The 23,399-nt window shown below is 58.7% G+C and carries 15 protein-coding genes; 6 read left to right on the top strand and 9 right to left on the bottom strand.

Going from position 1 to position 23,399, the window contains the following annotated elements; all coding sequences use genetic code 11:
* Positions 1-116 precede the first annotated feature (116 nt).
* The gene (locus C5Y96_RS12765; protein WP_105353816.1) at positions 117-557 is read right to left on the bottom strand and encodes a response regulator; all 441 of its coding nucleotides are present in this window, start codon (positions 555-557) and stop codon (positions 117-119) included.
* 170 nt (positions 558-727) lie between these two features.
* On the opposite strand from C5Y96_RS12765, the gene C5Y96_RS12770 reads away from it, so the two are divergent.
* Positions 728-1,165, top strand: coding sequence for a hypothetical protein (locus C5Y96_RS12770; protein ID WP_105353818.1), 438 nt, complete (start codon positions 728-730; stop codon positions 1,163-1,165).
* A 131-nt stretch (positions 1,166-1,296) separates the two neighbouring features.
* Here C5Y96_RS12770 and C5Y96_RS12775 read toward each other — a convergent pair whose 3' ends face one another.
* The 4 genes from C5Y96_RS12775 to C5Y96_RS12790 all read right to left on the bottom strand — a co-directional run bounded on the left by C5Y96_RS12775 (position 1,297) and on the right by C5Y96_RS12790 (position 4,435).
* The gene (locus C5Y96_RS12775) at positions 1,297-2,499 is read right to left on the bottom strand and encodes an FIST N-terminal domain-containing protein (protein ID WP_105353821.1); all 1,203 of its coding nucleotides are present in this window, start codon (positions 2,497-2,499) and stop codon (positions 1,297-1,299) included.
* A 116-nt stretch (positions 2,500-2,615) separates the two neighbouring features.
* Entirely contained in the window at positions 2,616-3,458 is an 843-nt protein-coding gene (locus C5Y96_RS12780) for a thiazole synthase (protein ID WP_105353823.1), read from the bottom strand.
* Complete coding sequence (gene thiS, locus C5Y96_RS12785; protein ID WP_105354317.1) at positions 3,458-3,658, bottom strand: sulfur carrier protein ThiS; 201 nt, start codon at positions 3,656-3,658, stop codon at positions 3,458-3,460. Before thiS ends, C5Y96_RS12780 begins: the two co-directional genes overlap by 1 nt.
* Positions 3,659-3,883: 225 nt before the next feature.
* A complete protein-coding gene (locus C5Y96_RS12790) occupies positions 3,884-4,435 on the bottom strand; it encodes a hypothetical protein (RefSeq protein ID WP_105353826.1) in 552 nt (183 codons plus the stop codon).
* A gap of 513 nt (positions 4,436-4,948) precedes the next feature.
* Here C5Y96_RS12790 and C5Y96_RS12795 point away from each other — a divergent pair.
* Positions 4,949-6,412 carry a hypothetical protein gene (locus tag C5Y96_RS12795; RefSeq protein ID WP_158261212.1) on the top strand — a complete coding sequence of 488 codons (1,464 nt, stop codon included), beginning with the start codon at positions 4,949-4,951 and terminating at the stop codon, positions 6,410-6,412.
* A gap of 74 nt (positions 6,413-6,486) precedes the next feature.
* Here C5Y96_RS12795 and C5Y96_RS12800 read toward each other — a convergent pair whose 3' ends face one another.
* Together C5Y96_RS12800 and uvrA are read right to left on the bottom strand one after the other, a co-directional pair.
* Complete coding sequence (locus C5Y96_RS12800; protein ID WP_315850650.1) at positions 6,487-6,885, bottom strand: CoA-binding protein; 399 nt, start codon at positions 6,883-6,885, stop codon at positions 6,487-6,489.
* Between the two features lie 318 nt (positions 6,886-7,203).
* On the bottom strand, positions 7,204-14,226 hold the full coding sequence (gene uvrA / locus C5Y96_RS12805) for an excinuclease ABC subunit UvrA (RefSeq protein WP_105353830.1): 7,023 nt from the start codon (positions 14,224-14,226) through the stop codon (positions 7,204-7,206).
* A gap of 323 nt (positions 14,227-14,549) precedes the next feature.
* Between uvrA and C5Y96_RS12810 the strand changes: the two genes are divergently transcribed.
* On the top strand, positions 14,550-15,515 hold the full coding sequence (locus tag C5Y96_RS12810; protein WP_105353832.1) for a C-terminal binding protein: 966 nt from the start codon (positions 14,550-14,552) through the stop codon (positions 15,513-15,515).
* A 10-nt stretch (positions 15,516-15,525) separates the two neighbouring features.
* Here the strand turns inward: C5Y96_RS12810 and C5Y96_RS12815 are convergent, their stop codons facing one another.
* Both C5Y96_RS12815 and C5Y96_RS12820 read right to left on the bottom strand, forming a co-directional pair.
* Entirely contained in the window at positions 15,526-16,287 is a 762-nt protein-coding gene (locus tag C5Y96_RS12815; RefSeq protein ID WP_105353834.1) for a hypothetical protein, read from the bottom strand.
* A gap of 346 nt (positions 16,288-16,633) precedes the next feature.
* Positions 16,634-18,127: a sulfatase gene (locus C5Y96_RS12820; RefSeq protein ID WP_158261213.1), complete on the bottom strand. Its 1,494-nt coding sequence runs from the start codon at positions 18,125-18,127 to the stop codon at positions 16,634-16,636.
* 117 nt (positions 18,128-18,244) lie between these two features.
* Here C5Y96_RS12820 and C5Y96_RS12825 point away from each other — a divergent pair, with 117 nt between their 5' ends.
* From C5Y96_RS12825 to C5Y96_RS12835, 3 genes are all read left to right on the top strand, one after another.
* Positions 18,245-19,603: a Gfo/Idh/MocA family protein gene (locus C5Y96_RS12825; RefSeq protein ID WP_105353838.1), complete on the top strand. Its 1,359-nt coding sequence runs from the start codon at positions 18,245-18,247 to the stop codon at positions 19,601-19,603.
* Positions 19,604-19,865: 262 nt separating this feature from the next.
* Positions 19,866-20,927 (top strand): Lpg1974 family pore-forming outer membrane protein, encoded by a 1,062-nt coding sequence (locus C5Y96_RS12830; RefSeq protein ID WP_105353840.1) that lies wholly within the window; start codon positions 19,866-19,868, stop codon positions 20,925-20,927.
* A 185-nt stretch (positions 20,928-21,112) separates the two neighbouring features.
* The gene (locus tag C5Y96_RS12835) at positions 21,113-23,347 is read left to right on the top strand and encodes an HTTM domain-containing protein (protein ID WP_105353842.1); all 2,235 of its coding nucleotides are present in this window, start codon (positions 21,113-21,115) and stop codon (positions 23,345-23,347) included.
* Positions 23,348-23,399 lie beyond the last annotated feature (52 nt).

Raw genomic sequence — 23,399 nt, forward strand, 5'->3', positions numbered from 1 at the left:
GAAACAAGGCAAGAGTGCGAAGTCGACCCTCGGCTAGCCCCTTTCCGAGGGTGCAGGGGCCGGGTGAATTCGCCGAGAAACAGGCCACAGCGGCCCAAAGTAGAACGAGCGGGGGGTTAGCTCCGGCTGTTTTCCATCTGCTCGATGTACTGGCGAAGCCGTTCGTTCTCGTTCTCAACGTTCTTTAGTCGCAGCATGTTCTCGACACGCTTGGTCAGTTCGATGCGATTGACCGGTTTCGAGAGGAAATCGTCGGTACCGGCCGCAACGGCGCGTTCGATGTCGCCCAGTTCGTTCAGCGCCGTAACCATAAGTATCATAATGCCTTTGGTCGACGGGTCGGCCTTCAGCTGCTTGCAAACCTCAAACCCGCTGAGCTTTGGCATCATGACGTCCAACAAGATCAAATCAGGCTGGAAGCTGGCGACTTTATCGAGCGTATCTTGTCCGTTAACGGCGATTTCCGTATCGCAGTCGACGCCGGCCAAATAGGCCTCCAAGAGTTCAACATTGGCTTGATTGTCGTCGGCAATCAGAATCTTGTAGCTGTCCGCCATGGTACTCCTCAACTTATCCCGAAAGGGCGAATCGATCCCGTGATTATAGAAGCCAAGTCGGTTCGCGGAAACGGCTGATATCAGCCCTGCCTGGTAACTTAGTTGAGGTTTCCCAGGCAGTAATTAGGCTGGAATGTATCTCCCCTGCTTCGCACCGAGGATACATCGCCGTGAATTACCGCCTTCTGGTACGCATACCGACCGCTTTGATTGTTTTGACCAAGATGCTGTTTGTGGTCTGCATCGTCGTCCAGGCCGCAGGCCCAGCCAGCGAGTCCCCCGAGATCGAAGCCGCTCGCCTGCGTATCAAGCTGTACCAGGGGCAAGAATACCCGCTTGAGCGGAGGCTGCTCAACTCGAAGATCAACGTTGCCAAAGCCCGGATCGATTCGCTTAAGCGGCAGCAAGCCGAGTACGAGCAGTTCACCAAGTTCAAGTACTCGGCCCCCCTCTTCGGTCAGATCGAACACGTCAAAGTCGGTCTCGTCGAGGCGGAAGAGAACCTGAAGAACCTGATCGAAGAGAAGTCTCTTTTGGAACGCTTCCACCAAGACCGGATGCGTCTGCTGGAACTCGAGCTCAAGATGCTCCAGCGGATCGGACTCTAACGTGGCGTCCTCGTCGTAGGATGGCTACCGACGTCTTCGTCAAATAGCCATCTTTCTTCCGCCACCAAAGATGGCTATCGCCTAAGAAGCCGTAGCCATCCTACAGAGCTTGGATCTCTTGAGGTACCAGATTAATCGGCGGCACCCTCTTCCAACGGTTCGAGCACTGCGACGCTGGCCGTGAAGCCATGCAGGAAATTCTTTCCGGCCACCGGGCCGATCTCGCCGGCGGCGAAGAAGCCTGCGTTAGGGATCTGTCCGAATGCGTTCTTCAAACAGTTTGCATCGTGATGGGGCTCGCTGAACAGTCGCGTCCCGCGCCCATTGCAGGTAAACGTCAGCACCGAGGTAGGCGACGATCCGTTCTTCTTCAGTTCAGCCGTCAACTGCTTCAACTCGGCCGACGCCGAGAACTCGTCGCGCACGTGGAACTGCACCGTCTGGCCAGGCTTCACGTAGTCGCCGATCATCAGCGAGCCGGTCTCTTTCTCGATCCCAACCACGTTACGAACAATGAAGTCCCCCTGGCTGCGATCTGACTGGTACTCGTCGACGACGCGTCCGATGTGCAGCCCGCGACTAACCAGTTGCTGGTCGGTGGTCGGCAATGTCTTGTAGATCGCTTCCAACTGCTTCAGCGCCGGGATTCCGCCCAACTCGTGGATGACGTTGCGTTCGGCCTTGGTGATGATGAACGGGTCGCCGATGGGCCGGCAACCTTGCGAAACGATCGTCCGCACACGCACGTTTCCATGCAGGTAAACCAAGACACCCCCACCGTCGAACGTGCGATCCCCCATGATCAAACGATTTTCGCCAGGCTGATAGCTGGCACTGGCAATCCCACCAATCACCGGGATTCCGGGTTGATCTTCGTTGATGCGTTCCAGTAGCAGGTCAGCCGGAAAGCTGAACGGCTCGGCAACGGCTAGCGTGCACGCATCCTTTGGCCAATCGATTGGCAACTCGTCCGACCAACCGACGATCGATCCCCCATCGGGAGTGCGCTGAAATTCCAGGTGCATTGGCACGACGGTCGTCTGCGGCAAGTGAGCCAGCCACAGGCTGATCGCTGGCGTATCTTCCGCTTCGCGCGACTCGCCAATGATCGATTCGCCCGTGCAGCCTATGAGATTCTGCGTCCCCAGCAGCCGCGTCAATTCTTTCGCGACGACGTCGGCATGTTCCAGGTGATGGGGCGAAAGAAAGACCATCGCCAGATCGACCGGCGCGGCCAGTTGGTCGAGCGCGTGCTTCACGGCTTCGGCCAGCGCGGCGTCGGTGGTGTCTTGAACGGAGAGTGCCGCGGCAAACTTCGGTTGCGGCTTCGTCATGATAGATACTTGGTGTTTAAGTAAATGTTCGATTGAGTGCCATGCCTACGTCTGCATAGGCATGGTCAGTACGGTTGTTGCTTGCCCACGCAGACGTGAGCATGGCACCTGTCCATTCAGTTGCGCGAGCGGCCGATCACGCCATCTTCCGGGCTGCTGGCCGAAGCATACAGACGCCGAGGGATGCGCCCTGACTGAAACGCCAGGCGTCCCGCTTCGGTCGCATGCCGCATTGCGTGAGCCATTCGCACGGGATCTTTCGCATGGGCAATCGCTGTGTTGAGCAGCACGCCATCGACCCCCAGTTCCATGGCAAACGCTACGTCGCTGGCCGTGCCAACACCAGCGTCGACGATCACCGGGTAGTCTGGGTCTTCTCCTTTGAGGTACTCCAGGCAGATCCGAATGTTGTTCGGATTCAAGATCCCCTGCCCCGAGCCAATCGGACTGCCAGCCGGCATCACGGCGGTCGCGCCGACTTCTTTCAAGCGTTTGGCGATCACCGGATCGTCGGTCGTGTAGCACAGTACCTGGAAGCCCAGTTCGACAAGCTGCTCGCAGGCCAGAACCGTTTCGACCGGGTCTGGCAGCAGCGTCTTGGTGTCGGCCAGCACTTCCAGCTTCACCCAGTCGGCACCGGGGTTCTCGAGCCCCAGCAGGATCTCGCGCCCCAGCTTGGCGGTGCGGACCGCATCGCGGGCGTTGTAACAGCCGGCCGTGTTGGGTAGCAGCGTGTAGCGATGGAAGTCGATGTAGTCCAGCAGATTGCGCCCTGTCGGGTCGTACAGTTTCTCGCGACGCACAGCGACGGTCACACACTCGCTGCCAGAAGCTTCAAGTGACTGCTGCATCAGTTCCAGCGTATCGTACTTGCCGGTCCCCACGATCAGACGGCTGCGCAGCGTGTGCGTGCCGAGGACCAGCGGGGCATCGTCGGTCTTGGTTTCGGCAACACTCATTAGCCACCTCCTACCAGGGTCACGACTTCTAACTGATCGCCAGCAGACAACTTATGACTTGCGTGCTCGCCGCGAGGAATGAGTTCCAGGTTGACTTCCACGGCGATGAATTTGGGGTTCAGCGAAAGGGTTTCGACGACATCCGCGACCGAGGCTCCTTCGGGGACGTCGCGTTCCTCTTCGTTAATACGTATTTTCATGAAACTCTCAGACAGAAAATCAGGCAGCATGGCCAGTTAGCAGCCTGATGGGGGCCGGTGGCGATGCCTTACCCAAGTTTACGACGGGAGGGTTTCTTCCGACAACCGGACGATTTGCCCACTGCTGCGTTTTCCGGCGGAAATGCAGGCTCAATCAAAAAGAAAGGGCCTGCTTCGGCAAGGAAGCAGGCCCGATCGTATGTCTTAAGAGCGATCTGCCACCGATTACGGTTCGCGAATCATCACGTTTCGCGCGGTACCGGAATCCAGCAGGATCAAAGCACCTTGCTGCGGTGCCCCACGAGCGGCCAGCGTACGTTGCCATGGCACCCCGTAAACTACGAAGCGTCCACTGGTTGCATCGACGACGTACACCACACAGTCGCCAGGACGCGTGTTGCCCCCTTGGCCGGGGAACGTCGCCGCACCGGTCAGGATCATGTACGTAGGCTTCTTGGCAGCATCGACACCCAGGTCTTGCAGCACATTGGTGCGGAAAAGCCCGGCAAACTTCGTGGTGCGACCATTCAAGACCGAGCATTGCAGGTCGCCGGTCAACGAGTCGAGCGTGAACAGGCCTTCGACTTCATCATCCACGCGGCCCGTCGCGGCGCACATTGTCTCGCTCCAGGTGCTGGCGGTGGCATTAACCGGGATTTCGAGCCCTGGCTGGTTCTGCTGAAGTCCAACCGTCATGCCAGCCAGTGCAAACGCCGTCATGACGCTTCCCACCGCGAAACTAGCTAGCCAGAAACGAGTTGTCGAATCGAGCTTCATGAATTGAGTCCTCAAAGGTTTCCATCAAAGGGGGAAGAAAAGATTGGCCCGAAGTCGGCCGATAGAAGCGATTTGTGACTGCTAAGCCGCAAGCATCGCCAGGCCGAATTTTGCCTAACGTTGGCGTCAATGCCCTAACCATCCGACATCGTACGAGGTTTCTCCCTAATGTACCAGAGATAAGTTAATCGCAACCGGCAATCCCCTGCCGTGCACCGCGCGGCCTATCCAGGCCCGGCGTGCTTGACTTGCGTGGTCCTTGCGTTTTTAACGGAAATGCGTATTCTTCTTGAAGTTACGAACACCAGAGCTCGATGCCAAACTTCTTGATAAACCTGGGTGGCCAGCCGCTGCTTGGGCTTGGAATGGGGCATTCGAATGGTTGATAATGCAACTTGGCGGATGCCAATCCGGCCGGATCCTCGACAATCGGCCGAAAGACGCGACGGATAAACCTCGTCGAACTACCCCTTCAGCCGGCTGATGCGCGAGATACTCTTTCAATACGAAAGCGTGAACCCGACGACTTGGGCCTACCTGTCGTCGCTGCTGGTGATCGGGCTGTACTTCAAGTTCAACCGCGTCTGGAGCGTCCGAAACCTCGATATCCTGCTGATCATTGCCCTGGCACCAGGGCTGTTGATGGTTTATTTCGGTCAGCAAAGCATCAACGTCTCGGCCAGCCTGCCGTCGATGGCCGCGGAAACTGCCCCCCTGATACCCAAGCTCGAGCCCGAGATCCAGCCGCAGGGGCAAGGGGGCGTGAATGTCCCTGAAGAAGCCGTGGCCCCTCCGACCCGGCAAGAGATGCTGCAGATCGGCAAGACACTCGAAAAAGCGGGCTACGTCTGGTTGTTCTGTTTGAGCGCGCTGATCGTCATCCGCTTGTTCGTCGACCCCACGATGGTTCGGCGACCGATGCTTGAACCGAACCTGACCATCGGCGGGATGACCTTCATTACCTGCGCGCTGTTCATCTTCTTAATGACCAACGTGATCGTCGGTCGCCCTTCCGATGCCGATCTCCGCGGCGTTCGCGAAGCCTCCAAGAGCAGCCCCGAAGAGGTGGAAGAGTCGCTCCGGCATTTCGGTCCTGGCTATCGCATGCTGCTGCTGGTGCCGCGAATTCCGACCTATCAGATGGCTCAGCAAGACGAGCCTACTGACTTGGAAACGACCGAAAAGATCACCGTCATCGTGACCAAAACGATGGCCATCCTGGCCAACATGGCCCTGATCGCCGGCATCATCCTGGTTGGCTACCGCCACTTCGATAACATCAAAATGGGAGTGGGAGCAGCCATGTTCTACTTCCTGCTTCCCTATGCGGCCGTCTACACCGGCCGGATCGACCATGTCCTGCCGGCGGCGCTGCTGGTCTGGGCGATCTTCTTTTACCGCACACCGCTGGTCTCGGGCATCTTCATGGGCTTTGCGATCGGCACGCTCTATTACCCCCTATTCCTCTTGCCGCTGTGGTTCAGCTACTACTGGGAGCGGGGACGCGGGCGTTTCCTGATTGGGGTCGTGGCGACCTTGGTGCTGCTGGCGCTGTCGCTGGCGTTCACCTCGTCCGACTTCGAGACCTTCCTCAACCAGTTCCGCGCGATGTTCGGTTTGTGGCTTCCGCGTGACGAAGGTTACACCGGTTTCTGGAATTACTATTTCAACTCGAACGCTTATCGCATTCCGGTGCTGGCGGCGTTCGCGGTGGTCTCGATCGCGTTTGCCATCTGGCCCGCCCAGAAGAACCTTGGCACGCTGATCAGCTGCACGGCCGGCCTGATGCTTGCCGCCCAGTTCTGGCATGCCAACGACGGCACTACGTACATTGCCTGGTACATGCCCCTGATGCTGCTGACTATCTTCCGCCCAAACCTGGAAGACCGCGTCGCGCTGCGTGTGATCAACGAAGGGTGGCTCAAGCGTCCCGGCCAAGGAGCCTCGCCCGGCGACGAAGAGAAGCAAGCCGCGTAACGAAAAAAGGCCGCGTTGGTTAACGCGGCCTTTTCTGTTTTGTTTCGCAACGATGAGGAGAGGGGGCGAATCGCCTAGTCGAATGCGTGAGGCGTTACGCCAACGCTAATCATGCTGCAAGCCTGGATCGGAGCAATGCCACGCTGACGAGCGGCTTCCAGCAGTTCAGCGCTGTCGCTGCCTGGGTTGAAGAAGACTTCGCGAGCTGGCTTGGCAGCGATGTCGCCTACCATCTTCATGCCAATTTGCGGAGGAACGTACACGCTGATGCGATCCAACTGATCGACGGGGATGTCCTTCAAAGAAGTGTAAACCTTCAGACCCTCGATCTGGCCCCCTCTTGGGTTCACCGGGAAAACATCGTACCCGCGTTCTAAATGAGCTCGGACGGATTTGTTCCCATATTTGGAACGCTCCGCACTTGCTCCCAAGATGGCCACAGTTGGCTTCGACACCATTTGCGATCTCCTCATGAAGATTGGGGAAAATAGATAGAATGCGACCAGAAGCGCTGGTCGGCGAACGCCCTAGACTTCCATTAATAACGGGAATCCGCATGGCGTCAAACGTCGAAATTGAGTAGCCAAACACGCCTGTTTCGACGAACATTCCCATGGCGCAAAGAGTTACGCAGATTGATCAATCTGTGGCCACTATAAAAAGAATTTGCAATTTTGATCACATTTTCATCAGGCCAAATCGGTCACCCGACAGATGCGTTTTAACCCGTATTTCCTCGGGTAAAACGCATGCTGACACATAAGGGGGAACTCGCAATCTTAATTTGGTCTTTAGAGGAGCGATCGCTGACCAGAAGAAGATTCGCCGTCGAAATGCTCCTTCAAAAATGCCTTCAGATCCCCCTTTTGCAGGTCGGCCTCGTGGCGGAAGTGCAGCCGGACGATCTCTTCGCCGGCGCGCGACTGGTCGACGTCCGGTTCGTGACCTAATTCGGCAATTCTTCCCTGGGTAGTAGACGCTTTGGAGGTCTTCAGCTCCAGGCGAACATGTTCCGGCTTCTTCGTTGTCACCACGGCCCAGGCGGTTCGCTTGCCCGGGATCATCATGTTGATCAGCATCTGGTTGTTCCACAGGATCTCGCCCTGCGGAGCGACCTCGCGTAGCAGCTCGATCACCTCTTCGAGCACCGACTGCTCCCACGCGACCTTCTTGCCCGGTGGGAAGCCCTTGCGCGAGAGATGCCACTTCTCGCCCAGCTTCTTCCACGGCATGTGGCTTTCGACATCCTGGCTGATCGTCGACTCGTATTTCTGGAAGCCGATGATCGCGTCGTCGACGAACTTCCAGAACTCTGGCTTGTTGATCTCTTGCCAGCTGTGGGCCCGGATCTCGATCTCTTGGAACGGACCACGCAGGTTCTTCACCTTCACGCGTGGATCGTTGCTGTAGATCGGCAGGTCGTCCATCTGGTTCAACGTCGGCAGGTTCAGTTCCTGGGGCAGTTCGTACTTGTTGAACGTTCCCTTCATCACGCGGAACTTCAGCTTCACCAGCCAGCTTTCGCCGGAGATGCCATGGAAGAACCAGCCGTCCGACTTCTTTTTGGCGGCAATCTCAACGATCGTGCGCGAGTTCCAGTTCGCATCGCTGAACGAATCGGAAGCTTGAATCCGATCGACCACTTCGGCCAGGATCTTGCCGTCCCAGTTGCACGGCTGTCCGTCTCGTCCGACGCGGTCTTTAGTGTGCCAGCGGCGTCCGTCGATCTCCCATGGCATTTGAATCTGGGCACCGACGTCGTCGATGTCGAGGTCCCCTTCCCGTTCCTGGTCGGCCTCGTGAGGATCGTATAGCGGTCGCTCTTGTCGCGGGGCCGCTTCCAGCACCGGGCCAAGCGCTTCGCCGGTGTGGCTGCGGAGCCAGGTCATGCCGCGCTCGTCGGTCAGGGTCGACTCTTCGCTCTTCTGCTTCTTGGCCAGCTTCTGAAACGACTTGGCGTACTCGACGATATCTTCCGGTGTGCCCACGGTAACGACCTGTCCGCCAGACTGGCCCGCTTCGGGCCCCATCTCGATGACCCAGTCGGCCTGTTTCAAGATGTCGAGATTGTGTTCGATCACGATCACCGTGTTGCCCAGGTCGACCAATCGGTGGAAGACATCCAGCAGCTTCTTCAGGTCTTCGAAGTGCAGCCCGGTCGAAGGTTCGTCGAGCAGATACAGCGTGCGTCCCGTATCGGGCCGAGCGAGTTCCGAGGCCAGCTTCACGCGCTGGGCTTCACCACCGGAAAGGGTCGGAGCCGACTGGCCGAGCGTCACGTAATCAAGACCCACATCGCACAGCGTTTGCAGCGTGCGGCGAATCTTGGGGATGTTCTCGAACAACTGCACGGCCTGACCGCACGACATTTCAAGCACTTCCGAGATCGACTTGCCGTGGAACTTGACTGCCAGGGTCTCTTCGTTGTATCGCAGGCCGTTGCATGTTTCGCAGGTAACCCACACGTCCGGCAGGAAGTGCATCTCGATGCATTTCTGTCCCATCCCTTGGCAGTCTTCGCAGCGTCCCCCTTCCACGTTGAAGCTGAAGCGACGCGCGGTGTAACCGCGGACCTTGGCATCGGGCAGTTGGGCGAACAGGTCGCGAATCAGATCGAACACACCGGTATAGGTCGCTGGGTTCGAGCTGGGGCTGTTGCCGATCGGCTGCTGGTCGACGCGGATAACCTTGTTGATGTTCTCCATGCCGCGCAGGGCATCGTGGGCACCAGGAATGGTCGACGCGCGATGCAGCCGGCGAGCCAGCGTGTTGTACAGAATCTCTTGGACGAGCGTGCTCTTACCGCTACCGCTCGGGCCGCCGATAGCAACCAAAGCCCCCAGCGGAATCGAGACGTTCACGTTCCGCAGGTTACGGTGGCTGGCCCCGACAATCTCCAGCCATTCGCCGGAAGGGCTGCTGAAATCGGCGATCACGTCTTCGTCGGAGTTGTTCGCGATCGACATCATGCGGCGATTGCTCGGCGCGTAGATCGCCTGTTTGCCGGAGATGTACGGACCCGTCACCGATCCAGGTGCTTTGGCGATTTGCTTGGGCGTCCCTTCGGCCACGATCGTCCCGCCATGGCGGCCGGCCTGAGGACCGAAGTCGATCAGTCGGTCGCTTCCTTCGATCACTTCCTGATCGTGTTCGACGACCAGCAGTGTATTGCCCAGGTCACGCAACCTGTGCAGCGCCTTGAGCAGGCGGCGGTTGTCGCGCGGGTGAAGGCCGATCGTTGGTTCGTCGAGCACGTACAGCACGCCGCACAGGCCACTGCCCAGTTGGCTGGCCAGGCGGATACGCTGCGCTTCACCGGCCGACAGCGTGGGGGCCGTACGGCGAAGGGTCAGGTACTCGAGACCGACGTCCAGCAGGAACTGCACGCGGTTATCGATCTCGCGGAGTAGTTCTCCGGCGATCTTCTGTTCGCGTTTTTTCAGGTTCGCCGCGCGAATGAAGTCCAGCAGTTCGGCCAACGGCATGCTGGTGATATCGCGCATCGACTTCTTGCGGAAGCGGACCGCCGAAGCGTCGTCGCGCAGTCGCGAACCATCGCAGGTTGTGCATTCCACCTCCGCCACCAGCGATTCGAGCTGACCGCGGAACGAAGGACTCAATCGCGAGGCATCTTCCAGTGCTGGGTACAACCCTTTGAACTGGAAACGAAACTCGATCTTGTCTCGCTTCTTGGCGTCGGTGTAGATGTCGTACACGGTGTCGCCGGTGCCGTGCAAAATGATACGCCGCTGCCGAGCGCCCAACTGTTCAAACGGAACATCGATCGGAATCTTGTTCTTCTCGCAGATCGCTTCCAGCATCCGCATCGCGGTGGGGGACTTAAGGTCAGGCCACAATCGCAGGGCCCCTTCGGCCAGGCTGCGTTTGGGATCGCTCAACAGGGCCGTCGGGTCGGCACCTGTCTGCGTGCCGAGCCCTTCGCAGTCGGGGCACCAGCCAAGGTAGCTGTTGAACGAGAAGTTATGCGGCGAGAGAGGATCGAAGCTGCGATCGCACTGCTCGCACGAGAGCTTCTGGCTCAAGCGTTTGGTTCGCCAGTGGGCTTCCGGCACGTCGTCTTCCGCATAGGCGATGACGAGCACGCCGCCGGACTGGCTAAGGGCGATTTCCACGCTGTCGGCAATACGAGGCCGGGCATCCTGACGAACGACGATACGGTCGACCACCACTTCTACGTCATGCTTGCGGCGGCGATCGATCTTTGGCATGCGATCGATCGTGTGGACCACGCCGTCGACGCGAATACGCTGATAGCCGGCGGCCTTCAGCTCTTCCCACAGGTCGGAGTACTGCTGCCCCGTATCGAGGTGACGAGGAGCGAGCAGGAACAGCTTGGTCCCCTCCTCTTCCTGCAGAACCTTGTCGGTGATTTGCGTCGACGTTTGCGTCTTGATCGGCACATCGCAGTCGGGGCAATGCGGTACGCCCAGGCGGCTCATCAGCACGCGCAGATAGTCGTAAATTTCGGTCACGGTACCGACCGTCGAACGAGGCGATTTGCCGAGGTTCTTTTGCTCGATCGCGATCGCCGGGGAAAGCCCTTCGATGTGATCGACCTTCGGCTTCTGCATCTGGCCGACGAATTGCCGGGCATAAGCGCTCAAGCTTTCGACATAGCGGCGCTGCCCTTCGGCGTAGATCGTATCCATCGCCAGCGAGCTCTTGCCGCTACCGCTCGGTCCGCAGAAGACGGTCATCTTGTCGCGATCGATGCCGACGCTGACGTCCTTCAGGTTGTGCATCTTGGCACCACGCACGTCGATGCGCTTGGCCAGAACCTTGGCGGTCTGCTGCGATTCCTTGGCCGCGCGTTTGATCTCGGCCACGGCGCGGCTCGTTTCGCCGCGCAAGAGTGGCTGCAGGGCCTGACCGGTGAACGAAGCTTCGACTGCGGCAACATCTTCCGGTGTGCCTTGGGCGACGATCGTTCCCCCTTTGACGCCCCCTTCGGGCCCGAGATCGACAACCCAGTCGGCCGTTTTGATCACGTCCAGGTTATGCTCGACCACCAGTACCGTGTTGCCCAGTTCCGCAAAGTCATGCAGCACCTTGAGCAGCATCTTCGTATCGGCGAAGTGGAGCCCCGTGGTGGGTTCGTCCAGCAGGTACAGCGTCTTGCCGGTGCTGCGTTTAGAAAGCTCTTTGGCCAGTTTGATACGCTGGGCTTCACCGCCGGAAAGGGTGGGTGAGGGCTGGCCGAGCTTGATGTAATCGAGCCCGACGTCGTGCAGCGTTTGCAGCTTCTGGGCGATCTTGGGGACGTTCTCGAAGGTCTTCAAAGCGTCTTGCACGTCCATCTCTAAGATGTCGGCAATCGACTTGTCTTTGAACAAGATCTCTAGCGTTTCGCGGTTGAAGCGATGCCCTTCGCACACCGGGCAAGTGACCCAGATGTCGGCCAGAAAGTCCATTTCCAGCTTGTTGGCCCCGTTTCCTTCGCAGGCACTGCAGCGACCGCCGTCGACGTTAAAGCTGAAGCGGCCTGGCTTGTAGCCTCGCTTGCGGGACTCTGGCAGTTGGGCGAACAGGTCTCGGATTTCGTCGAACACCTTGATGTAAGTCGCCGGGTTACTGCGCGGCGTGCGGCCGATCGGGCTTTGATCGATCGCGATCATCTTGTCGAGATGCTCGATCCCTTCGATCCGCTCGTGCTCGCCTGGCTCGCCGAGACCGCCGTTCAAATCGCGGCGGAGTGCTTCGACGAGAATGCCGTTGATCAGCGAACTCTTGCCGCTACCGCTGGCCCCGGTGATGCAGACGAAGCCACCCAGCGGGATCTCGGCGGTGATGTTCTTCAGGTTGTTCTGTGCGGCACCGACGATGCGAAGCTTCTTTTCCCCCAGCGGACGACGCTTCTTGGGGATCTCGATCTTGTCCTTGCCGGAAAGGAACCGTCCGGTAACGCTTTCTTCGACCGCTTCTAACTGCTTGGCCGTACCCTGGGCGACGACGTACCCGCCACGCACGCCGGCACCGGGACCGAAGTCGATGATATGGTCGGCGACACGCATGGTGTCTTCGTCGTGCTCGACCACCAGCACCGTGTTGCCCAGGTCGCGCAGGTCGTTGAGGGTGGCCAGTAGGCGATCGTTATCGCGCGGGTGAAGACCGATCGACGGTTCGTCGAGGATATACGTCACGCCGACCAGCCCGCAGCCAATCTGCCCGGCCAGACGAATACGCTGCGATTCACCACCACTGAGGGTTGGTGCCGTGCGGTCGAGCGTCAGGTATTCGAGCCCCACGTTCTGCAGGAAGCCCAGTCGGCCGCGGACTTCCTTGACCGCTTCTTCGGCGATCTTCTGCGAGAGGTTGTCGAGTTCAAGTTCGCTGAAGAAGTCGGCTGCCTGTTGAATCGACAGCTGGCAGACCTCTGGCAGCGTGCGCGAACCATCTTCGCCGAACGCATTGCTGGTGGTGGTGACTTTCACGCTGCGAGCCTGGGGATTCAGGCGATCGCCGTGGCACTGCGGACAGATGACCGTGGCCATGTACTTCTCGAGCTGCCGCTGCTGCGGTTTCGAGTTCGTATTGCGATACTTTTCCAGCAAATCAGGTACAATACCGCCGTAGGTGCCGCCGTACATCTGGGGGCTGTTGCCGCCGCGCCAAGTGAACGTGATGTGCTCGTCGCCGGTGCCCCATAGCAGATAGTCTTGCTGCTGCTGGGTCATGTCGCGCCAGGCCGTTTCCAGGATCGCTCCTTTGCCCAGATCGTACTTCCGCTCCATGGTATCGGCCATACCTTGGTAGATATGACGCTTCCAGCGGCCCAGCTCTTTCCACTTACCCAGCAGTTCGATCGCCCCTTGCTTGAACGAGAGGGTCACGTCGGGGACCAGCAGTTCGGGATCGAACGTATAGACCTTGCCCAGCCCATCGCACGTGGGGCACATCCCTTGCGGCGAGTTGAAGCTGAACAACTGCGGCGTTGGCGGACTGTAAGATATCCCACAGTCGACGCAGGCATAGTCGACCGAGAACATCATGTCCCCCGCGACGGCCATCTTGCTACGCTTGCTTTTGGCGCGCTTCTTTTTCGGGGCTGCTTCTTCCCCTTCCGGCGTTTCCTCTTCCCGCGGGGCGACGATCAGGCTCCCTTCCCCCATCTTCAGGGCCAGCTCCACCGCTTCGGCCAGGCGTCCGCGGACCCCTTCTTTGATGCTCAAGCGATCGACGACCAACTCGATGTTGTGCCGCATCTGTCGATCGAGCTGAAGTTCGTCGTTGAGCTGGATGATCTCGCCGTCGACGCGAGCCCGGACGAAGCCTTGCTTCAAGAGGTCGATGAACAGATCTTTGAACTCTCCCTTCTGGCCGCGAACCAGCGGAGCGAGCACCGCGAACGAGGTTCCTTCTTCCTGGCCGAGAATCCGCTCGAGGATTTGTTCGCGCGTCTGGGCCGTCAGCTTCTTGCCACATTCACTACAAAAACCCTGCCCCACGCGCGAGAAGATCACGCGCAGGTAGTCGTAGATTTCGGTGATCGTGCCGACCGTACTACGGGGGTTGTTGCTGGTCGTTTTCTGCGAAATCGAGATGCTGGGGGTCAGACCGCCGATGTAGTCGACATCGGGCTTGGGCATCTGCCCCATGAACTGCCGCGCATAGCTGGACAGGCTCTCGACGTACCGCCGCTGTCCTTCCGCATAGACCGTATCGAACGCCAGCGAGCTTTTCCCGCTACCGCTCACGCCGGTCAGACAAATCAGTTTATTGCGAGGAAGCGTCAGCGAGACCTCGCGCAGATTGTGTTCGCGGGCCCCTTTGACTTCAATATCGGAAACCGGCATAGATGCTCGTCCGTGGGTTCACTTCGCGGCTAAGTTCGACCGAATCCATCGATTTTAGGGGACCTGCCGAGCAGGGAGAAGGGTATGCGTTAGCCCCCAGCCCAGGAAATGGGTAGTTCTCTGCAGGACATTTTGGAAGGAAGAGCAGGGAGTAACCACGGATTTCACGGAGGAACACGGATATGGTGGGCACTTCCTCTTTCTTTTTTATCCACGTGCGTCCGCGAAATCAGCGGTTGTCCCCTCTCAAAACAGCCGCAGAAAATCTGTTACCATGGGTGGTTTCCATGCCACATCCCCTGCCCGACTGAAAGAGACGCATCATGGCTAAATTCCACGTTCTGCTGACCGACTATGCCTGGGAAGAACTGGAAATCGAGAAGCAAGTGCTCGCCGACAACGACGTGCAGCTGATCGTCGCGACCGCGAAAGATGAAGATTCGCTCGCCGCTTTGGCCAAAGAACACCAGGTCGACGCCATCATGACCAACTGGGCCCAGGTAACCGAAAAGGTTATTTCCGCTTCTCCCAACGTGAAGATCGTGGCTCGGTTGGGGATTGGGCTCGATAACATCGACATGGCCTACTGCACGTCGAAGGGGATTCTGGTTACCAACACGCCGGACTACTGCTTAATTGAAGTCGCCGAGCACACCCTGGCGTTAATTTTCGCGTGTGCCCGGAAGGTGGCCATGTACCACCACGACACGATGAGCGGCAAGTACGACCTCTCGGCCGGGCCGATCATGCGTCGGATGGAAGGTCAAACGCTCGGGATCGTCGGCCTGGGCAATATCGGCATGCTGCTGGCCAAAAAGGCGAAGTGCCTGGGCCTGAACGTCATCGCCACCAGCCGTAGCGGCAAGACGATGGACGGAGTCGAAACGGTTGACATGGACACCCTGCTGGCCAAATCAGACTACGTTTCGCTGCTGATCCCGGCGACCGCGGAAACGAAGAAATCATTCGGTGCCGAGCAGTTCCAGAAGATGAAGCCGACCGCCTATCTGATCAACACGGCTCGCGGGGCCATCGTCGATCACGATGCCTTGGCCGCGGCCCTGGCTGCTGGCGAACTGGCCGGAGCGGCCCTCGATGTGCAAGATCCGGAACCATGCGACCTGACGATCGCCCCGTACAACGACCCCCGCGTAATCGTCACCCCGCATGCCGCGTTTGTGAGCTTCGAGTCACTGGAAAACATGCGCGGCCGCGTCTCGCAGCAAGTGGTTGACTGCTTGCTGGGGAAAACGCCAGAGAACGTCCGCAACGGATTGACCGCCGGCTAAGGGACTTCGCTTAAGTCGATTTCTCTTCCGGCAGCGGGTTGATCGAAAGGCCCCCGCTGCTGCGGATCTCGACTTCGTAGCTCTTACCGGGACGCACACGCATCCCTTCCGACTGCTCGCTGGCGGCACGCACGCCGTACTCGGAGGCTTTCACGGGATCGTTGGCGATATCCCAGAAGTTGCTCCAGATCTTTTCCTCAAACGCGTTCGGCTTGTCTCGCAGGCCATACGCTTCGGGACGCTGGCCTTCCTTGTCGATCGTGAAGCCGTCGATCGGCTTTTGATGTTCGCCGTAGATCTTCTGCAGAATGTAGATCGATGCCGAACGAAGCGGATCGTTCGATTCGACCAGTTCGTCCTCGAACTTCACGATCTTGCCGTTCACGTAGACCATGTCGCCGTCGATCGTGAATCGCTGCGGCTGGGTGATCGGTTCCCCTTGTTCGTTGAACTCGACGAACTCGATCACCGACTGTACGTGCTCGCCCCCTTCCGGCTTCTCTTGACTGATCACCGACAGACGCCCTACCCGGCGGTCGACCTTCAATAGCTTCAGCCGCAGGGCCAGCAAATCGATCTCGTTTTGCAGTTCGCCGATCTTGGCGACATGCTGCTCGATCTCTTTGTTCTTCGCGGCGATGGCGAGTTCTTTTTCGTTGTAGATCGACCACCCGTAGTACGAGACGGTCGAGAACGCGATCAGCAGCAGCAAGATCAATAGCGTTCGGACCGAGTTGTTAAACCGATCGATGGCATCGACCATCTTGGCCATACGAATGCTCCGTAAGGTTGCCCGGCGTGCGGGAAGTTACGTCGAAGTGAGTGAAACCATGCGAGCCGCCTACCCCCTATCGTACCTTGCCAGGGGAAGTCGAACCAATCCCAACCAGTGCAAGCGGTATGCCAGTGGGGAAGAATGTAGGAAATGTTTTGCGGTACAGCGGAGAGTTGCCTGCGCGTCGCCAAGTGTTGTACGCACACCCAAGCGGACTTGGGCGTGGCACCCGGAGCGAGTGTCTCGTGTGATTCAAGCGTGTAGCAGACGCGAGATCTTCGCCCCTGCAGGGAGAGGGTTAGGGTGAGGGGGCTAAGCGTCGTGCGATCTTCCCTTGTTCAAGCTATCGCGCCTTGTCGTATTCAGGGTTCACAGCTTGCTTGCTCCACTGCTGGAGCACCCCTTTGAGCGACTCGACCGACTCGTCATATTGCCCCTGGTCCCCCGTTTGTTCGATCCATGCATTCAGAATACCGCGGCACTTCTCTAACTGCTCGCGGTACGCCGGATCATTGGCCAGGTTGTGGATCTCGTGGGGGTCATTCTCCAGGTCGTAAAGCTCTTCCGGCACGCGCGTTTCCGACATGATGAAGCTTTCGATTTCGTTCATCTTGCCGGCCTTGTAGTAGGCTTTCAGGTCTTTCATGAACGCTTCGCCGTCGCGATATTGGGGCTGCATGAAGGGGCGATCGGTCTTGAAGTTGCGCAGGTACTTGAACCGCTGGCCGGTAACGGCACGAACGCGTTCGATGGTGTAGTCGCAACGGTCCCGGGCACTGATGACGTAGTCGCGCTTGTAGTCATCGGCAAAGAAGTCCTTCGCTTCCATATACTTGGGCTGGTTGATGCCGGCCAGCGCGAGCGTCGCGGCGGTAATATCAATGCCGCTGACCAGGTCGTCCCGTGTGGTACCGACCGGGATGCCAGGGCCGGCGATAACCAGGGGCACACGAATGCTCCCTTCGTAGAGCCACTGTTTGTGACGCGGTAGTTTCATGCCGTGATCGGTGAAGAAGAAGACGATCGTGTTCTTGTCGAAGCCATGCTCTTTCAGCGTCTTCACGATCTGCCCAACCTCTTCGTCGGTCTGGCGAATGCAGTCGTAGTGATGGGCGATCTCGTTGCGAACGCTGGGTAGATCAGCGTAGTAGGGCACTACCTCGACGTCCTCGGCCGAGGTCTTCCCCTGCGGAAAGCCAGAGAACTTGCCGTTGTTCTTCCCGCCGCGCAGTTGCAGTTGAAGGAACACCGGCTTGTCATCGGGGCAAGCTGCAAGCAGTCCTGGCAACAGGTCATTGCTGGGTGCCCAAGGCAGCACATTGACGTCGTACAGCAAGTCACTCTCTGATGCGGCAGGGATAGCGCTGGTGCCATTTCGCTTCTTCAACTCTTTTTCGTTTTGCGAAGCCCACAGGAAGTTGAAATCACTTTTGGGGCCATAGTTGATCACGTGATAGCCGCCGGCGCGTAACGTTTGATAGACCGTCTTCACCTCTTTCGGCAGACGGATCTCTTCGCCTGGGTAGCGCTGTCGCGAACTGCGATGATTGTGAACCCCCAGGCTCGTCTGCATCGCACCCAGGGCAATTGCCGAACGCGTTGCCGAGCAAACGCCCGCTGGCATATACGCCCGATTGAATCGCACGCCGTTATTGGCCAATGCGTCGATGTTGGGGGTGGGGACGGTATCGTCCCCATAGCACCCCATCCAGTCGTTCATGTCTTCGGCAAAGATCCACACAATATTCGGGCGATCGGCCGCCAGGGCAGGAACAGCCAATAGGCCGAAGAGAATGACCAGGGCCAGCGGGGCAAGCGAGAGAATGTTTCGTCGCATAGTTAAGCTCAGATGGGATGCAGGGGGGCGGCTGTATTGTTCGTGTATTCGTCCCATCTTAAAGTACAATAACTCGACCTGCATCCTTGCCCCAGTCTTTTCTTCAGGAGCCTCACCATGGATCGTCGCCGGTTTCTTACGACGGCTGCCGCCGTGACTGCCATTAGTTCGTTGCCGCGTTCGACTTGGGCGCAGGATCTATTGGATATCAAGCCGAAGAGGGTCGGACTGATTGGCTGTGGGTGGTATGGCAAGTGCGACTTGATGCGATTGATTCAGGTCGCCCCGGTCGAGGTGGTTTCGATTTGCGACGTCGATTCGCAGATGCTCAGTGGCGCAGCCGAATTGGTTGCTTCGCGGCAGAAGTCTGGCAAGCAGCCGCAGCAGTATGGTGACTACCGGAAGATGCTCGCCGAGAAGGATCTCGACATCTGCCTGATCGGTACGCCAGACCATTGGCATGCGCTGGCCATGATCGAGGCCTGCAAGGCCGGGGCCGACGTTTACTGCCAGAAACCGATCAGCCGTGATATTGTCGAAGGTCAGGCCATGCTGGCCGCGGCTCGCAAGTACGATCGCGTCGTGCAGGTCGGCACCCAGCGGCGGAGCACGGCCCATTTGATTGAAGCCCGCGACAAGGTGATCCGTGAAGGATTGCTCGGCACGATCGGTCACGCCGAGATTTGCTGTTACTACGGCATGGGACGCAATCGTACGGCTGAGAATTGCCCGCCGCCTGAGTACCTCGACTACGAGATGTGGACCGGCCCCGCTCCGAAGCTGCCGTTCAATCCGGTGATGCATCCGCGCAGTTGGCGAATGTTCCAGGAGTTCGGCAACGGCATCATGGGGGACATGTGCATTCATATGCTCGATACGGTGCGCTGGATGCTTGACCTGGGGTGGCCCACAAGCGTGAACAGCCGCGGCGGAACGTACGTCTACACCGACGCCACCGGCAACGTGCCCGACACGCAGGTCGCGACGTTCGATTTCGGCAACCTGGACGTCGTCTGGACGCATCGCACCTACGGCGATGCCCCCGACCGCGATTACCCCTGGGCCGTGTTCCTGTACGGCGATAAGGGAACTCTGAAAGCGAGCGTGAACAAGTACGAGTTCTTCCCCAAAGGGAAAAAGGAAGCGACCCTCAGCGGAGCGCCCCAGACCGAGTGGGATAAGTACCCGGAAGACCAGCACGAAAAGGACCTCGAGCAGCACGTCGCCGCCGCCAACCGCGCCCACCAGCGCGACTTCCTGAAAGCGATCGAGCAGCGCACTCGCCCCGTGGCCGACATCGAACAAGGGCACATCTCGACCGCCAGTTGCATCCTGGCGAACATGTCCCTGCAACTAGGCCGCAGCCTGACCTGGGACGCCGCAGCCGGCAAGGTGAAGGGAGACGACGAGGCGAACAAGCTGCTCGCCCGCGAATACCGCGGCTTCTGGGTTCATCCGACGGCGGAGAATGTTTAAGCAACGGCATGGTGCTAGCACTGCTGGCACTTGGCTTGCTAGCTCAATCACGCTCTAGCGCCCCCCCATTTGGAAAGGGGGGCAAATGCCATGATGCGGCTAAACTATCTCCTTGCGGGTAGCCGATGGATGTGGGGACGGAGCGCACTTGGTCGCACCGTTGTTAGGGGCAATCAATGGAATGGAATCGACGTTCGGGCCGCTGAGCATTCACGCGGGCTGTGCGGCGATATGTTTATGACCCCACATCGGAGTTGTTGCGATGGATCGCAAGTTTTGGGCAATCATGTTGCCCACGTTTCTGCTGGCAGTAGCGGGAATTGCCCAGGCAGAAGAGGTGTCGCTCACCTCGTACGACGACCTGCTTGTTCGAATGGAAAACCTCGAACAACAGGTCAACGCTCAGTCGACGCAAATGGTTAACGTTCCGTCTTGTGAAGCGTGTGAATGCGACGACGAGTGCGGACATTACTACGCCGCGTACGAACTCGTGCTGGTGACGCCTTACCAGTCGAACAATACCGCTATCCTCGCGTTTAACGACCCCGTGATCGAACACGTCGGTTTCGACTGGGGCATGAAGCCCAGCAGTCGTGTTGAACTGGGCTACCTCGGTGCCAAGGGAGCGATGGGGTGGCGTGCTCGCTACTGGCAGTTCGACCAAAGCACGTCGTTAGACGTCGACAGCAGCGTCGCTCTGACGCAGGACGAAGGCTCGATTATCTGGGCCTCGATCAACGATGCCGATACGATCATTGGTTTGGTCGATGTCGACACGGCCGTCATGACCCATCGCATCGATTTGAACGTGCTCGACTTGGAACTGCAAACGCAAGCGACCAAGAACTTCCTGGTCAGTGGTGGTTTCCGCTACGCTGAGATCGACCAAAGCTACCTGGCGGTTGCCGACGCAGGGATCGCCATGGGGGACATCAAGTTCCGCGGATATGGTCCGACGCTGGCCGGCGAATTCAGTCGCCCGATGATTGGCAGATGGGACGTGTTTGCCAACGGACGCGGGTCGATGCTGTTCGGTCAGCAACAGTTCCGGGCCAGCTCGGATGCCGCATCTGAGATCATGGACATCGAGAACACTGGCACGCTCTCCGGTGCGATGGAGATGCAGATGGGTGTGAAGTGGACTTCGCGTAACGAGCGATTCTTCTTCAAGAGTGCCCTGGAGGCCCAATACTGGGCGAATGTCGGTAGCCCCAACCCGTCGGCCATGTTCTCTACCGACTCGGACGAAGCAACATCGGACGACGTGTTGAACGAGAATCTCGGCTTTCTCGGGTTCACGATCGGCGGCGGTATTCAGTACTAAGTCGCTTGCCCAGAAATCAGCCTACGATATCCAGCCAACGCCTTCGCACGGCCCCGTGCGAAGGCGTTTTGCTTTCTTGATATCCCTTGACGCAACTGGTCGGCATCCCCTACAAGTACCCCCCTCCCTTTTTCTTGGATCTATGGTCCCTCCTGGAAATAGAATCGCCTCGAAAGAATGCAGTCATGACCTCCGCTGATCGTTCGGCCAAACCCTCTGCTAGCTGGCTCGAATTCGCCCGGGTTCAATTGGCCCGTTCGGTAGACGGGGCTTCGCTGGCCGTGTTCCGGATCTGCTTCGGGCTGATCATGGTCTGGCACATGCTGAAGTACTTCCAGGTCAACGGCGGCATCACCGAGATCGAGCGCGTCTTCGCCTCCCCTCCCCTGCACTTCACCTATCCTGGGTTTGACTGGGTGCAGCCGTGGCCTCAGCCGTGGCTGACGGTGCACTTCGCCGTGGTAGGTGTGGCCGCGCTATTGGTCGCGCTGGGGCTATTTTACCGCACCGCCTGTGCGACGCTGTTTCTGGGCTACACGTATATCTTTCTGCTCGAAGCAACGCTCTACAACAATCACTACTATCTGATCAGCCTGTTGAGCTTCGTGTTGATCTTCATGCCGGCGGCTCGCTGCTGGTCTCTGGATAACCTGATCGCACGCAGGTTCCACAAGCAATCGGTGCCCCCAACGGAAAGCAGCGGCACGATCCCCTTCTGGCCGATCTTCCTGCTGCGTTTTCAGCTCTTTCTGGTGTACTTTTACGGTGGGATCGCCAAGCTGAACGGCGACTGGCTCACCGGCGAACCCCTGTATGCACCTGGCAATATGCTGTACGACTTCCTGAACGGCACGATTGGTTTGCCTGAGAGTTTGCAGCCGATTCATCTGTGCCTGTTTTTGGCGTGGGGTGGTTTGTTTTACGACTTGAGCGTCGGCTTTTTGCTGCTGTGGGGAAGAACGCGCTGGATCGCCCTGGCCGCGACGGCCTTGTTCCACATCCACAATCACTTCATCTTCCCGATCGGTATCTTTCCGGCGATGGCCCTTTCGTCGACCCTCATCTTCTTCGCCCCAGACTGGCCGCGGCAAGTTTGGGCGTGGATCTGTCGGCAGCACTGGAACTTCGCCAGGAAAACTTCGTCAGAGACTGCCAGGCCCGCGAAGCGGCAGCCGCAACTGGCGATGGGCATCACGATCGCCCTGGCCGCTTTTGTTTTCTGGCAAGCGACCTGGCCGCTGCGGCATTTCCTGATCGAAGGGGACGCCAACTGGACCGAAGAAGGACAAGACTTTAGCTGGCGGATGATGCTCCGCGCGAAAGCGGCTGGTCACTTGACCTGCCTGATCGTCGATCCCGCGATTCACACCACCAACGCCAAAGGACGGCCGGCCATCAACTGGGAGGCCTGCCCCGAGGGGACGCCGCAAGCGATTCACATCGCGATTGACTCGCACCAGTTCAAGTGGAGCCATCACCCCGGCCTGACGATCACCCACGAACCGATTTTCGGCCATCGTTTGATCTACAACCCCGGCAGTATTCCTACCGATCGCCAGGAAGCCATCGACGTCGGTCGACAGAAGGTCCAGGATCAATGGAACAAAACGCTCGGCCGCACGCCGAGCATCGAGCCAGCCATCTCGCTGTCGGAAGCAGTGATGATGATTCGCGAGCGCTTCCAGCAGCGGGCCGATCAACTCCAGCTCTCGGCCGAAGTCCGCGAGATCTTTCTGCAGCAACTTGCCGAGCTGGAACACGAAAACGAACTCCATTTGCAACAAGCGGCCGGCATTGAACAGCGACGCGTGCAACTGGTCAATTCGCTACAGCGTCTGTACCTCTCGCCGCTGGCCGATATGGTTCGACCAGTGATTCAGCGGATCGAACCATTCGTCCTGCAAGGAGCCCCGGCTTCCGGTCAGACGTTGTTGGTGATCATCGATCCGCCGCTGACTGCGGCTGAGTCCGTTGATGCCCAGGCCCAGCTATTGAAGCTTTCCGGGGGAGAACCCTACGTCGTGTGGACCGACTTTTCGCGGATGCGTCCCGGCGACTATCGCCGCCTACCGCAACAATTCGTCACCTTCGACGACCGACAACTGCACATGGTGTGGAACCACTTTCGCGAGATCGAACCGTACCAATTGGACAAAGCGGCCGTCCGTCCTTGGATGATCCACCAATACGCCCAGAAGGTCGGCCACCGCTGGCAAGCCGCCACCGGCCGCCGCGGCGAGGTCCGCGTCGAAAGCTACGTGATGATGAACTACACGGTACCGCAAATGCTGATCTCCCCCGAGGTCGACCTCACGTCGGTTCCCCTGCACCACTTCAGCCACAACGCCTGGATCTTACCCCGCAACCACCGCCGCCTGGGCATCGCCAATCAGCCGGTGTCGACAAACGTACGCCGGTAGCCGCGACCGGAGATTGGGCGCTGCGAATCGGTGTTTTCGTTACTTGGGACGC

Source organism: Blastopirellula marina, assembly GCF_002967715.1.
Taxonomy (GTDB): Bacteria; Planctomycetota; Planctomycetia; order Pirellulales; family Pirellulaceae; genus Bremerella; species Bremerella marina_B.

Excerpts from the sequence above, each read along its gene's own strand:
- C5Y96_RS12790 (WP_105353826.1), bottom strand. The coding sequence starts at position 4,435 with ATGAAGCTCGATTCGACAACTCGTTTCTGGCTAGCTAGTTTCGCGGTG.
- C5Y96_RS12765 (WP_105353816.1), bottom strand. The coding sequence starts at position 557 with ATGGCGGACAGCTACAAGATTCTGATTGCCGACGACAATCAAGCCAAT.
- C5Y96_RS12810 (WP_105353832.1), top strand. The coding sequence starts at position 14,550 with ATGGCTAAATTCCACGTTCTGCTGACCGACTATGCCTGGGAAGAACTG.
- thiS (WP_105354317.1), bottom strand. The coding sequence starts at position 3,658 with ATGAAAATACGTATTAACGAAGAGGAACGCGACGTCCCCGAAGGAGCC.
- C5Y96_RS12825 (WP_105353838.1), top strand. The coding sequence starts at position 18,245 with ATGGATCGTCGCCGGTTTCTTACGACGGCTGCCGCCGTGACTGCCATT.
- C5Y96_RS12835 (WP_105353842.1), top strand. The coding sequence starts at position 21,113 with ATGACCTCCGCTGATCGTTCGGCCAAACCCTCTGCTAGCTGGCTCGAA.
- C5Y96_RS12820 (WP_158261213.1), bottom strand. The coding sequence starts at position 18,127 with ATGCGACGAAACATTCTCTCGCTTGCCCCGCTGGCCCTGGTCATTCTC.
- C5Y96_RS12815 (WP_105353834.1), bottom strand. The coding sequence starts at position 16,287 with ATGGCCAAGATGGTCGATGCCATCGATCGGTTTAACAACTCGGTCCGA.
- C5Y96_RS12800 (WP_315850650.1), bottom strand. The coding sequence starts at position 6,885 with ATGAGGAGATCGCAAATGGTGTCGAAGCCAACTGTGGCCATCTTGGGA.
- C5Y96_RS12780 (WP_105353823.1), bottom strand. The coding sequence starts at position 3,458 with ATGAGTGTTGCCGAAACCAAGACCGACGATGCCCCGCTGGTCCTCGGC.
- C5Y96_RS12775 (WP_105353821.1), bottom strand. The coding sequence starts at position 2,499 with ATGACGAAGCCGCAACCGAAGTTTGCCGCGGCACTCTCCGTTCAAGAC.
- C5Y96_RS12830 (WP_105353840.1), top strand. The coding sequence starts at position 19,866 with ATGGATCGCAAGTTTTGGGCAATCATGTTGCCCACGTTTCTGCTGGCA.
- uvrA (WP_105353830.1), bottom strand. The coding sequence starts at position 14,226 with ATGCCGGTTTCCGATATTGAAGTCAAAGGGGCCCGCGAACACAATCTG.